Origin of the sequence: Mucilaginibacter sp. (genome assembly GCF_025362475.1) — a bacterium.
Taxonomy (GTDB): domain Bacteria; phylum Bacteroidota; class Bacteroidia; order Sphingobacteriales; family Sphingobacteriaceae; genus Mucilaginibacter.
Genome location: NZ_JANYGH010000072.1, coordinates 1 through 12990, shown reverse-complemented (window position 1 = coordinate 12990; position 12990 = coordinate 1). Strand labels below are relative to the sequence as shown.

At 42.5% G+C, this 12990-nt stretch carries 9 protein-coding genes; 7 read left to right on the top strand and 2 right to left on the bottom strand.

The genetic code is table 11. The annotated features are described in order from the left end of the window. Positions 1-454: 454 nt before the first annotated feature. From Q0R88_RS24825 to Q0R88_RS24810, 4 genes are all read left to right on the top strand, one after another. Positions 455-3433 carry a glycosyl hydrolase family 28-related protein gene (locus Q0R88_RS24825; protein WP_295721123.1) on the top strand — a complete coding sequence of 993 codons (2979 nt, stop codon included), beginning with the start codon at positions 455-457 and terminating at the stop codon, positions 3431-3433. Positions 3434-3552: 119 nt separating this feature from the next. Then, positions 3553-5379 carry a glycoside hydrolase family 9 protein gene (locus Q0R88_RS24820; protein ID WP_295721122.1) on the top strand — a complete coding sequence of 609 codons (1827 nt, stop codon included), beginning with the start codon at positions 3553-3555 and terminating at the stop codon, positions 5377-5379. A 15-nt stretch (positions 5380-5394) separates the two neighbouring features. Beyond that, a complete protein-coding gene (locus tag Q0R88_RS24815) occupies positions 5395-6090 on the top strand; it encodes a thioredoxin family protein (RefSeq protein ID WP_295721121.1) in 696 nt (231 codons plus the stop codon). Between the two features lie 24 nt (positions 6091-6114). After that, positions 6115-6522, top strand: coding sequence for a TlpA disulfide reductase family protein (locus Q0R88_RS24810; protein WP_295721120.1), 408 nt, complete (start codon positions 6115-6117; stop codon positions 6520-6522). Positions 6523-6616: 94 nt separating this feature from the next. Here the strand turns inward: Q0R88_RS24810 and Q0R88_RS24805 are convergent, their stop codons facing one another. Together Q0R88_RS24805 and Q0R88_RS24800 are read right to left on the bottom strand one after the other, a co-directional pair. Continuing rightward, positions 6617-9532: a triple tyrosine motif-containing protein gene (locus Q0R88_RS24805; protein WP_295721119.1), complete on the bottom strand. Its 2916-nt coding sequence runs from the start codon at positions 9530-9532 to the stop codon at positions 6617-6619. A gap of 197 nt (positions 9533-9729) precedes the next feature. Then, positions 9730-10497 carry a ThuA domain-containing protein gene (locus tag Q0R88_RS24800; RefSeq protein ID WP_295721118.1) on the bottom strand — a complete coding sequence of 256 codons (768 nt, stop codon included), beginning with the start codon at positions 10495-10497 and terminating at the stop codon, positions 9730-9732. 173 nt (positions 10498-10670) lie between these two features. On the opposite strand from Q0R88_RS24800, the gene Q0R88_RS24795 reads away from it, so the two are divergent. From Q0R88_RS24795 to Q0R88_RS24785, 3 genes are read left to right on the top strand one after another with little or no spacing between them, the layout of a single operon-like run. Then, entirely contained in the window at positions 10671-11213 is a 543-nt protein-coding gene (locus Q0R88_RS24795) for a DUF4468 domain-containing protein (RefSeq protein WP_295721117.1), read from the top strand. 15 nt (positions 11214-11228) lie between these two features. Further along, a complete protein-coding gene (locus Q0R88_RS24790) occupies positions 11229-11978 on the top strand; it encodes a ThuA domain-containing protein (RefSeq protein ID WP_295721116.1) in 750 nt (249 codons plus the stop codon). Between the two features lie 21 nt (positions 11979-11999). Continuing rightward, on the top strand, positions 12000-12752 hold the full coding sequence (locus Q0R88_RS24785; RefSeq protein ID WP_295721115.1) for a ThuA domain-containing protein: 753 nt from the start codon (positions 12000-12002) through the stop codon (positions 12750-12752). The last annotated feature ends 238 nt before the right edge of the window (positions 12753-12990 follow it).

Sequence of the window (12990 nt, the reverse complement as noted above, 5' to 3'; positions counted from 1 at the left end):
AAAGGTTATAGCGGCTTATTGCAAGCCAACACCAGGCAGCAATAAAACCGTTTTATCAAACTTATGGGTAAGCGCTTTGGCTGTCGCTTAATTCAGGTTCTAATACGTTGCAAGTATGCTATAAAGTTAAACTAATTTATAGTTTGCGTGCACTACATTACCACTACATATAATTTAACAACCTTATTTAAAGGTATTTATCACTTAGTAAATGACGATTTACAGCACTACAGGTAAAAATAGTAAATGACTTTTTTAGCTTTCAATTTTGACCTGATAACGGATTGTTAACGGATATAAATTGGCGGCTGTAATATTTATATGGGTAGTGGTGATGTAGGGCTGTGCAAATTAGCAATGGAAAATACTTATGATGATTTTTGTTTGGAAGAAGAAATAGATATAACATCATTAAAATTTAAATACCAATTAAACCAACCTAATATTTACCAACGTGAAAAACACCCTGTTACTATTTTTATTATTGTTTTTAACCTGCTCTGCAAGCTTTGGCAAATCGCCTGCCAATCAACCTGGATTTGGTGCAGGCCGGTCATTTTACCAGCAGCGTTTGAATGATAAGGAGGCTGTTTATTTTACGCCCGATAAGTATGCTATTAAAGCGGATGGCAAAACTGATGTATCTAATGCTTTGCAGCAGGCAATTAATTATGTAAAGGATAAAAATAATTTTGGCGTGCTTTTTATCCCCGAAGGGAAATACCTTATCAGTAAAACCATTTTTGTGCCAAGGGCGGTACGGTTAATTGGTTACGGTAAAACGCGGCCAGTGATTATCCTGGCCAAAAACTCACCCGGCTTTCAGCAGGCCGATACTACAGATAAAGGGAAGGCAAAATACATGTTCTGGTTCGTGAATAATATTTCCAAACCGGGCGAAGAGATTTACGATGCCGGGGCATCTACCTTTTATAGTGCGCTATCAAACATCAACCTGAAAATTGAAGATGGCAACCCGGTTGCCGTTGCCCTGCGTACGCATTATGCCCAGCATAGTTTTATTGCCCATGTGGATATTGATGCAGGAAATGGCAAGGCGGGCATGTTTGATGTGGGTAACGAAATGGAAGATGTGCGCTTTTTTAATGGGGACTATGGCATTTATACCACCAAGCCATCGCCCGGCTGGCAATTTATGATGGTAGATACTTATTTTGAGGGTCAGCGTAAAGCCGCGATACGCACACAGGAAGCCGGGCTTACCATCGTACGCATGAATGTTAAAAACGTGCCCACGGTGATTAATATTAACCCAAACTATCATGAAAAACTGTTTATGGAGGATTGCAGTTTTGATAAGGTAAGCGGCCCTGCCATTATTATCAGCAACGAGGATAACGCTTTTAACCAGATCAGCCTGCGCAATGTGGTGTGCCGCGATGTGCCGGTTTTGGCCAGCTACCGCCGCAGCGGAACTCAGACAAAGGGAGTGGGGCCTATCTATAAAATAAGAAACTTTACCTACGGTTTGCAGATTGATGACCTTAACGCCGATCCAGCATATAAAACTACTAATGAAATTGAACCATTGCAGGTATTACCTCCGCCTGCAATTACAGATATACCGGATTTTCCCGCAATAGCCACCTGGGCAAACCTGCAATCGCTTGGCGCTAAAGGTGATGGTGTTACCGATGATACCAGGGCTCTGCAGGATGCTATTGATAAATATGCGACCATTTACCTGCCGCAAGGGCAATACCGCATTACCGAAACTTTAAAGCTTAAACCCAATACGGTACTCATTGGTTTAAACCCAATAGCAACCCAAATATTGATTACGGATAATACGCCGGCCTTTGGTGGTTTCGGCAAACCTGTAGCCATGATTGAAACCTCAAAAGGTGGCGCCAATATTATTACCGGTATAGGTATTTCTACGGGCAGGATTAACCCAAGGGCGGTGGCGTGTAAATGGATGGCCGGCGAAAAATCATACCTCAACGATGTGAAATTTTTAGGCGGCCATGGTGGGATGAATAAGCCCGGCGTAAAAGATGCTCCTGGTTTGTACCGCGGAAATGATAGTGATATGTGGGATACTCAATATTGGAGCCTTTGGATAACTGATGGAGGAGGAGGCACATTTAAAAATATTTGGTCGGCAAATACTTATGCTACTGCCGGTGTTTATGTATCTAATACCAGTACGCCCGGCAGAATTTATGCTTTGTCTGTTGAGCACCATGTACGTAACGAAGTACGGTTTAATAAGGTAGCCAACTGGAAGGTTTACGCTCTGCAATTGGAAGAAGAAAGTCGCGAAAGTACCGAGTGTCAGCCTCTGGAGCTGGAGCAAACCAGCGATATGATTTTTGCCAACCTGTATATGTTTAGGGTGATCAGGGTGAATAAGCCTTATCCTTATGCCATCAGGAGCTGGAACAACAAAAACGTAGAGTTACTGAACGTGCATAATTACAGCCAGATAAAATATACCACTACCAACCCCTTATATGATATTGGCACCAATATGGAGGTGCGGCCATGGGAGTTTGCAAGGCTTTTTATTAGCGGAACGCTGAAATCGACTACAGAAATTGGCAATGTAAAACAGTTGGCCAAAGGGTTTGAGTTTGCTAACAGCGTATGTACCGATAGCAAGGGCAATATTTATTTTAGTGAAGCCCGGATGCGCCGCATTTATAAGTGGGATGTAAATACAGAAACCATTAGTTTATTGGCCGATTATCCATGGGAACCACTTTCGCTGGCTTGCGATCAGAACGATAAGCTATTGGTGGTTTTTAAATATGTGCCCAAACCAGGCTATTTGATCAACGGCAAGCAGGAGGAGTTTAAGAATCCAGCTGACGCCGCCGGTACATCATTCAGCGGATGGGGAAACTCCGGTTTTGCCAGCATGGCTTATAGTATTGACCCTGAGAATCCGGATGAAACTATTAGCGCCCTTAAAAAAGAAGCGATGCCGATTGGCAAAACCGTTTATCGTGCATTGTATCCTGCATACCGCTGGAGGGACTATCATGATTTTAATGCCGTATCAGTAAATAAACCAACCGAATGTTTTGTAGCACCAGATGGGGTAACCATTATCCCGGTGGTATATGACCTGGCCCGCGCAAGCGCTTTAACGGCAGCATATCCGGGTAAACCGGTTTACACTACTGATGAATATGATAAGCGAACCGTTCAAATGGACGTGAGTAAAGAAGGTTATTTAAGCAATCTGAAATACTTTGCCGAGCGCGGCGAGTTTGCATCTGCCACAGACGCGGCTGGTAATGTGTTTATTGCTGATGGTGAAATTTATGAATACAATAGCGCTGGCAAACAGATCAACATAATAAAAGTACCTGAACGACCAACCGGATTGGCTTTTGGCGGTAAGGGTGGTAAAACGCTATACATCACCGGCCATAATTCATTATATTCGGTAGAACTAAAGTGATGTAACAAAAAAAAGCACGGGCAAGTGCGATTCCCCTCTCGAGAGGGGCGGGAGGGCTGTGTTTCTGAAAGCACCCCTCTATAGAAAAGATTTGAAATAGATATGATTAAAATAAGCATATGATCAATAAAAAAATACAATCTTTCCTCATAACGATAGCGCTGCCGGGCATTGCCCTGGCGCAAAACATAAAAGTAGTTACCAACCAGGTGGGGTACGAGGATACGAAGGCAAAAAAAGCAATTGTGGTAACTGATAAGCAATATTCCATCAACTCGTTTGAATTGTTGGATGAAGCTGATAAAACCGTATTTAGCGGTAAGCCTGTTTACAGTGGTAAGGTGAATGGCTGGAAAGGGCGGGAGTTTTATACAATTGATTTCAGTGGTTTTAACACAGATGGTACTTACAGGATTCAGGTAGATTTGCCTGGAAAAAAGATAAGTTCGTACCTTTTCAAAATCGGTAAAAATGTTTTGGAGCAGGCAACCCTATCGGATGTGGTTTATTATTTCAAAGGGCAGCGCAGCGCGGGGGAGATAGATAAGGCCGATCATCACCTGCTGCTGGCAGGTAAAACTACCGATACCGTTGATGCTCATGGCGGCTGGTACGATGCTACCGGTGATTATGGCAAGCATCTTTCGCATTTGTCGTTTTCCCTGTATTTTAACCCGCAGCAAATCTCGCTGGTGGTTTATAGTTTATTTAAAACCAACGAATTGCTTAATAAAAAAACGGTAACCGATTTTAGGCAGATCAACCGCAGGGTTTTAGACGAGGCTATTTACGGTGCAGATTACCTGGTACGGATGCAGGCAAAGGATGGCTCGTTCTATAGATCGGTATCGGCCCCTGGGCCTGGGAAACTGGCGAAAGACAGGGTGATCCGGGCCGAAGACGCATCATACCGCATCAAACAAACCAAAGATCAAACACTGAAAAATGACGCGCAAAACAGCGACTGGCATCGCTACCAGGCCAGTTTTCGATCGGGCGGTGGTATAGCGATAGCCGCACTTGCCATGGCATCGTCTGCTAAAGCAAGCGGCGATTTTACCAATGCCCAATACTTGCAGGCTGCCGAAAATGCCTTTAAATTTCTGCAAGCCAATAATAAGCTCATGACCTTTGATGGTAAAGAAAATATTCTTGATGACTACTGTGCCTTAACTGCGGCTACAGAATTATATAAAGCCAGCAAAAAGCCGGAGTATTTAATTGCCGCAACCAAACGTGCTAATAATTTAATAAATCGTTTATCCAACTGGGGTGATTATAAAAATTATTGGCGCGCAGATAGTACAGATCGCCCTTTCTTCCACCCGTCTGATGCTGGTTTGCCGGTAACCAGTTTAATTTATTATTACCCTTATGCCGATGCCGGCATGCAGGCCGCTATCAAAAAAGCCATTAAAAGCTCTTTTGAGTTTGAATTAAAGGTGACGCATGAGGTAAACAACCCGTTTGGTTATAGCAGGCAGTTGGTGCAGGATACTTTGGGTAAAAGGCGCACATCATTTTTCTTTCCGCAGGGCAGTGATGCCTCGCCATGGTGGCAGGGCGAAAATGCGCGTTTATCATCAATGGCTACCGCAGCAAGATTAGCTGCCGGTTTGTTTATGGACGATAAGCCATTTCATGATCAACTGGAAACGTTCGCCATCGATCAGCTGAACTGGGTATTGGGGCTCAATCCATTTGATGCCAGTATGCTGCAAGGCACGGGTCACAATAACCCGGCTTACGGTTTCTTCGGCACGTTTGAGTATACCAATGCGCCAGGTGGTATAGTAAACGGTATAACATCCGGCCTCAATGATGAGAATGATATCGATTTTAACCTGTCATATGCCCAGATTCACAAAGATTATGACTGGCGCTGGGCCGAGCAGTGGCTGCCGCATACTGCCTGGTACCTGCTGGCTGTTGCCTTACATGAATAATTAATTTGATGAAGCATGAAGCCAATTAAAAATGCCCTGCCATTGTTTTTACTGCTATTTGTAGCAACTTTTGCCACTGCGCAGGTAAGCCGCACCACACTGGCAACAGGCGCTTTGGCGCCAGATTTTAATTTGCCCGGCATAGATGGCAAAACGTATTCCTTGCAGTCATTTAAAGATGCCAGGGTGCTGGTTGTGGTTTTTATCTGTAATCATTGCCCCACATCGCAGGCTTATGAGGATAGGCTGGTGAAACTTACCGGCGATTATGCCGATAAAGGCGTAACGGTGGTTGCCATCAACCCCAACAATCCGACCTCGTTGCGTTTAGATGAATTGGGTTACAGCGATGTGGGCGACTCATTTGACGATATGAAAATAAGGGCCACGCAAAGGCATTTTAATTTCCCATACCTATATGATGGCGAAACCGAGATTGCCTCAAATAAATATGGGCCTGTAGCCACACCACATATTTTTGTTTTTGATAAAGATAGAAAGTTGTGCTATAACGGCCGGATTGATGATATGGAAAACCCGGCTAAAACGCCTAAATCACTGGATGCCCGTAATGCTATCGACGCTTTGCTGGCGGGTAAGGAAGTTGCAGTACCAGTAACCAAAACCTTCGGGTGCTCTGTCAAATGGGCCGAGAAGCAGGACTGGATCCAAAAAGCTGCCGTAAGCTGGGCCAACGAACCTGTTAAATAGGATACCGTAGATGCCGCGGGTATTGTGAACCTCGTTAAAAATAAAACCGATAAATTAAGGCTCATTAACCTTTGGGCAACCTGGTGCGGCCCGTGTGTGGCCGAATTTCCAGACCTGGTGACCCTGATGCACCTGTACCGCGACAGGGGACTCGAACTTGTAACTATCAGCGCCGATGATCCCGCCCGCAAAGATAAGGTCTTAAGCTTTTTGAAAAGCAAACAGGCATCGGGCCTCAATTACCTGTACATCGGAGATGATAAATACAAAATGATTGAAGCCGTTGACCCCAAATGGGACGGCGCTTTACCCTATACCATGTTAGTTGACCCGGATGGAAAAGTAGTTTACCGCCACCAGGGAGCCATCGACATAGAAGAATTAAAGAAGGTGATTTTTGACGATGCGACGATGGGTAGGATATACAAGTAGTTGATATTTAATCATTTGATGTCATTGTATTCCGCACTGTTTCGGACGACAGGGACAAATCCTATAAAAAGTTTAGGGGCAGATTAGCAGGTGTTTATTTAGTTATTTCGATCAGGAAATCATACAAATTAATCTCGGTAGTTAAAACCAGTTTTTTTCGTACCCGGTATCGGCTAATCTCAACTCCTTTGAGCGAAATGTTCATTAGCTGTGCTATTTCTTTAGAGGTAAGGTTGAGCCGCAGGTAGGCACAAAGCTTCAGATCGGTAGCACTGAGGCATGGAAATTTGGCCTTCATGGTGGTAAGGAAGTTATTGTGAACCTGGTCAAAATAAATGGCGAAGCTGTTCCAGTCATCATCTTTTTTCTCGGAGTCGGTCAGTAAACGAAAAACGCTCCTGAACTCGTGGGTAAGATCGGGTTGTTTTAGTTTTTTGATGATATTGGTTAATTCCTCTTTTAAATTCAGCAGGATGCGGCCCCGTTCTACCTGCTGCATGGTGATGGTGGCCAATTCTTTGTTCTTGAAGTTCAGCTCAGTCTGCAGGTTATCATTTTTAAGCGCGATGATCTCTTTCTCATTCCTATCCAGTTCCAGGCTGTGCAGGTAACTCAGGCGGCGTTGTTCTTCCTCATGTTTTTGTTGGTGCAGTTCAAAGCGTTTATGCTGTGCCTTGTAAGCATAATAAAGGGCATAAACCGCTAATAAAATGTAAAAGAAGTAAGCCAGGATAGTTTGATACCAGGCCGGCTCAACTATAAAAGTGTAGTTAACTGCTGGAGATGAGTTGCCCAGATTGTTACGCACCCTTACCGAAAAGGTGTATTTGCCGTAAGGCAGGTTGGTGTAATCTTTCTCAGTTTTTATCGACCATTTTGACCATTCGTCATCAAATCCTATCAGTTTATAAGTAAACTCCTCATTGCTTTTTTGTGCGAACAGGGTAGATGAATATTCAAAATGAAAAGAGTTCCAATGTTTGGATACACTGGTTATCTGCCTGGTGTTTTGCGAGTTAGTGATACGGTCGCCTTTCATAAAGTAGCCCCCGAAGATCAAACTATCTTTTTCGGCAATGGCTTTTACTGAGGTGAGCAACACATTTAGTTTGGTTTCTGATTTAACATACTGACGATAATTGAGGTGGAAAATGCCATTATTTGAACCGATGAAGATATTCTCCATATCATAGGGATACAAATAGGCAGCGCCTTTAATAGTCTGCCCCGCGAGCTCAGGAAAATAGATCACGCTGTATGGTTTACCTGCCGATGGCTTGCTGAAATCCATTACCCCAATCCGTTGGTCATTAACAAACCAGATGTTGCCGTAGCTGTCTGCTGTCAGATTTTTTATGGCCGAAATGCCAAAAACAGGCTTAAAGTAGGCCGATTCTTCAAATTTATTGCTGGCGGCATTGTATTCGTAAACGCCCTTTTCGGTAGCAACCAGCACTTTGTTTTTAATAAAGTACACCTGGTTATTTAATACAGACGGCAATCCGTTTTTATCAGTATACTGGGTATAACGGATGATCTTTCTCCGATCGGCAGAAAGCTGGATTTTGTAAACGCCCCTATAGGGATGCGATGCCCATATCACATTGTCATTATCCCTGGCTAAGTTTGATAGCGACTCATAAATGCCTTCAATTTTACTGTCATTTTTAAATTCTGCACCGTTATTTTTGAGTAACTGCAAGCCGGTATAAGTGCCTGCGATGATATCGGGTGATGAGGGGATAGCAACAAACTTCCAGGCGCCTTGTCCTGTAGTGATAGGTTCAGCCTGGTTACCTTTAATTACAAAAGCCCCATCTTCATGGGCCATTAAAAGGTAGTTGTTTACCTGTGCTAAGCTCCAGACCTGGCCCCGGGTATTCTGTACTTCTGTAAATAAGCTTTTACTATTACTGAAATCTTTTTGCTGCTTATCTAATGAGGCACTAAACAGTCCGTCGGATGTACCAACGTATAGTTTGTAATTAAATATGCCAATGGCGTTACTTTTTACCTGGTTTTGTTTGCTTGCGTAAATGTGTTTTATAGCTGAACTGTAATTAATGAAATCCAAACCATTCTCTAATCCAAGCCATAGATTTTTATCTTTATCGGGGAGTAGCGTAAGGATATTGTTGCTCTGTAAGCCATCTGCGGTAGAAAATCTTTCAATAAGCTTACCTTTTTCGTCAATAATAAAAAGCCCCTGGGCTTTTGTGCCGATGGCATAACGGTTATTATCTATCTTTCTGGCACAACTTACCAGGTCGTTATTTAAAAATGGATCAATGTCCGTTGTTTTTTTGATGAGGGTATTACCAGTAAGTAGGAATAGTCCTTTCTTTAAGGTTGTTACTAAAACGGTATCCTTTTTATAATCCATTACCCCAGTTATATGCAATTCTGCAGTAAGCAGGTTTGTTTTGCATGGCTGCCATTGCGAACCTTTAAAAGTCATCAGGCCCTCATCCTTATCCTCTGCAAGTAACTGCCCCCCTGCATATTCAAGTAAGCGCCAGCCGCCGGGTGCGTCAAAAGTTTTTATTTCATTATTACTGTACTCAAACACACACTCGATAGTGCGGAAGAAAACTTCGTTTTTGTAGAGTACTATGCCCCAGATATCCGCAAACTGCCTTGCTTTTTGCGGCATGAGTTGTTTTATGGAGTGGAAATGTAAAATACCATGAGCATCCGGAAAAAAGTAACCAATCTCGTCCTGTCCGCCGGCAAAGATCCGGCCCGATGGATCAATAGCTAATGATTTTATAGCCGCTTTGTTGGGCAGAGGATAAATTTTCCAGTAACTGCCATCGAAAGTGAGTAACCCATCGTTATTTGCAAAATATAAGATTCCGTTCCTATCCTGCTTTGCATCGTAGATTTCGGTACTGGCATTAAAATCGGCATGTGTGTAGTTTTTAATTGCCGGTATTCCGATGGTAGTTTGCCCTATCACAGTAAAAATAAAGGCATTGTAAACAAGAATAAGCAGGGCAATTTTTTTCATCAACAGGGTTATTAGGGCTTATAAGGTAATCTGGATGAAATTTAATTAAAGATTTTCAGATAACGAACGTTAGAATAAAATGTAGGGGATGAATTAGCTATAAATGATATTGTTTGTAGTATTTATGTAGGGGAGTTGTTGATGTCATCATTAGCGCTCACCCCGCGATAAGGGTGAAAGAGAACTGTTTAAGCTGGTTATTTTTTTACTGCCCAAAATATTGAATTTATCACGAGTGTGGTAAAATTATTATCCTGAAAAAGTTCTGGAAAATGCCCCATCGCAATATAGATGTTTTTGGCCTTAAGATGGTCATTGGTCCAGATCACGGGATGATCTCCCATTTTAATGTTGATGTTTGGCACAAAGGAATTTTCGTCAATACTGGCCAGTACGTGCACATTGGCGCGCGGGCTTTTATTGTAAGTATACCATTCATCTTTAGTGCTAAAGGTAGCAGGTAAACCTTTTAAGGCGGGGTGGTTTAAGTCTTCTATTTTAAGGGAGGCGGTAGTACCGCCATGAATACAATCTTTAAACTCGATGCCACCCATAAATTGCGAGTACCACTGCCACATAGGGTAGCCATCAAAAACACCCAGCAAGGTGGGGTGATGAAAACCTATCCAGCCGCCTTTGCCATGTTCCAGGTAGTTTTTAAAAGCCTCCTGAGCTTCCTTTCCCCAGGGGTATGGCGGATAGTCTAATTGGATGAAGAGTTGGTATTGCTTCAAAAAAACTTTGGTGATAGGTTTGGTATCACTAATGTAATCGATTGTGAAATTACTGTCGATAGCCAGTTTATTGAGCCAGATGCGGGCAGCCGTATCAAACCGGGCATGGCCGCCACCTGTTTCGGCAATGGCAATAGCTTTAAAACGGGGTTTAGGGGTTTGACCTAAGAGCGTATAACTGCTGAAAAAGATGATTAGAAAGGTAAAAAGTGATAAGGTTAAGGTTTTCATAATTGCAGCATTGTTGCTAACTGAAAACAATTATAGGCGAAACTTTTTAATCAGAAACAGCAAACACCTCATCGTAGTGGTAAAGTAGGGCGTTATCCCGGGCTTTTTGTAATAGTTAATATTGATATTTGAAATGCAGATACAGCGCACAGTATAAACCTTATACCCAAATTATGAAGCAAAAAATAAGATCCGGGCTATTGCTTTTTACTTTATATATACTGACTCCATTGGCAAATTATGCCCAACAGGATACCTCCAAAATATCCATCCCAATGAAAAATGGAAAGATCAATTACGAGCAAGCGTTCACCACAAATAAAAGTAAAAGCGAGGTATTTGCACGCGCCGAAAAATGGTTTGCCAAAACTTTTCCTGATGAACCACCAAAACTTTATTCATCTGATAAAAATACCGGAGAGATAAAAGGTATCGGCATGTTTAAAGTGATCACCAGCAACACAGGTAATTATTACTGGCTTAAGTTTGATGTAAACATCAGGGTAGCAGAGTCGGGTTACGCTATAGTAACCAATAATTATTATGAAAAACCTATAGAGAAAGGTATCAGTAACGAATATTCAAAAATATCATACCGCTGGTGGGATTATCGTCAGGGCCATCCATGGTCTGTTGAGGATAAAAGGCTGTTTACCGGGCTTGATCAAAATACATTGCAACTCATATCATCATTAAAACAAAGCATCGACCAATAATCATATCAAATACAAATGAAAAAATTACTGTTTCTCATCTTGCTTTTGGCTTCATTTAATTTGATGGCCCAGCCCAAACATTTTAAGGTATTGGCATTATATGAGAATGGTGGGCACCATATTGAGTTTTCAAAACGGGCCAAAGTATGGCTGGATAAGCTGGGGGCCGAAAAGGGTTTTACCATTGATTATATCCAAAACACTGATAAAATAGATGACGCCTTTTTAAGTCAGTACCAACTTTTTCTCCAGCTTGATTATGCACCATACGCCTGGACAGATAAAGCAACGGCTGCTTTTGAAAAATACATTGATGAGGGAAAAGGGGGCTGGGTAGGGTTTCACCATGCCACATTATTGGGCGAATTTGATGGCTATCACGAATGGCAATGGTTCTCGGATTTTATGGGGGGCATAAGCTGGAAGGCGTACATAGCCACGTTTGCTAAAGGAAAAGTGAATGTGGAAGTTAAACAGCATCCCGTAATGAAGGGCGTTCCTGCTTCTTTCCTGGTTGAGCAAGAGGAATGGTATACTTACGACAAAAGCCCGCGTGCCAATGTACATGTACTGGCCAGTGTGGATGAATCAACCTATGAGCCACAAGGTGACGTTAAAATGGGTGATCACCCGGTTGTTTGGACCAACGAGCACGTTAAAGCCCGCAACGTATATATTTTTATGGGGCATTCGCCAAACCTGCTGGACAATCCTGCATGGGTAAGGTTGGTTACCAATTCAATTTTGTGGGCCGCCGGTAGGTAATTAATATTAGAACAAAAGACTATGTTAAAGAAAATTTTAAGCCTGATCACAGCTGCGTTGCTATGCTCATTAGCGCATGCCCAAACTCCTAAATTTAGGGTGTTGGCGCTTTACACCACAACGGTGGAATCGGATCACGTGGATTTTGCCAATGATGCCATTAAGTATTTTACAACCCTCGCTGCTAAAAAGGGTTTTGTGTTGGATACCACCACCAACTGGAAAAATGTAAATGATGAATACCTCAAAAAATATCAATTAATCATCTGGCTTAATGATTTTCCGCAGAATGAATTGCAGCGCGCCGCTTTTGTAAAATATATGGATAATGGCGGAGCCTGGCTGGGTTTTCACGTAGCGGGCTACAATGATAAATACACCAAATGGCCCTGGTTTGTGGACTTTTTGGGTAGCGCTGTATTTTACAATAATAGCTGGCCTCCATTGCCCGCAAAACTGATAGTGGATGATCCCAAACATCCAATTGCAAAAGGTATACCGGTACATTTTGTATCGCCCATAAATGAATGGTATGGATGGTTGCCCAGTCCGCGGTTAAACAAGGATGTAAAAGTGTTGTTAACGCTCGATCCTGCTAACTATCCTTTGGGAAAAAAGGATATCCTGAGAGGGGGAGATATCCCTGTAGTTTGGACTAACACCAAATACAAAATGCTTTATATCAACATGGGGCATGGTGATATGATCTTTACATCCGATATACAAAATAAGTTGTTTGAGAACGCCGTAATGTGGTTGGGGGAAAAGAAGTAGTATTTAAGCTAATAAATATTAAAAGAGTTTTTGTCATCCTGAACGCAGTGAAGGATCTGTTATTCGCCATGCTTCTTCGCCCTGTAAAGTCTGCGATTAGATCCTTCACTGCGTTCACTGTTGTCCGGTAAAGATTGGCTAATCAAGAAAAGATGTTGATTAGTGTATGTTTTAACGGTTTAGGTTTTAAATCCGATTTCTAAGCCCCCCAGTTTTAGCTGAGGGGATCGACTATCGG

Excerpts from the sequence above, each read along its gene's own strand:
- Q0R88_RS24820 (WP_295721122.1), top strand. The coding sequence starts at position 3,553 with ATGATCAATAAAAAAATACAATCTTTCCTCATAACGATAGCGCTGCCG.
- Q0R88_RS24815 (WP_295721121.1), top strand. The coding sequence starts at position 5,395 with ATGAAGCCAATTAAAAATGCCCTGCCATTGTTTTTACTGCTATTTGTA.
- Q0R88_RS24805 (WP_295721119.1), bottom strand. The coding sequence starts at position 9,532 with ATGAAAAAAATTGCCCTGCTTATTCTTGTTTACAATGCCTTTATTTTT.
- Q0R88_RS24800 (WP_295721118.1), bottom strand. The coding sequence starts at position 10,497 with ATGAAAACCTTAACCTTATCACTTTTTACCTTTCTAATCATCTTTTTC.
- Q0R88_RS24795 (WP_295721117.1), top strand. The coding sequence starts at position 10,671 with ATGAAGCAAAAAATAAGATCCGGGCTATTGCTTTTTACTTTATATATA.
- Q0R88_RS24790 (WP_295721116.1), top strand. The coding sequence starts at position 11,229 with ATGAAAAAATTACTGTTTCTCATCTTGCTTTTGGCTTCATTTAATTTG.
- Q0R88_RS24785 (WP_295721115.1), top strand. The coding sequence starts at position 12,000 with ATGTTAAAGAAAATTTTAAGCCTGATCACAGCTGCGTTGCTATGCTCA.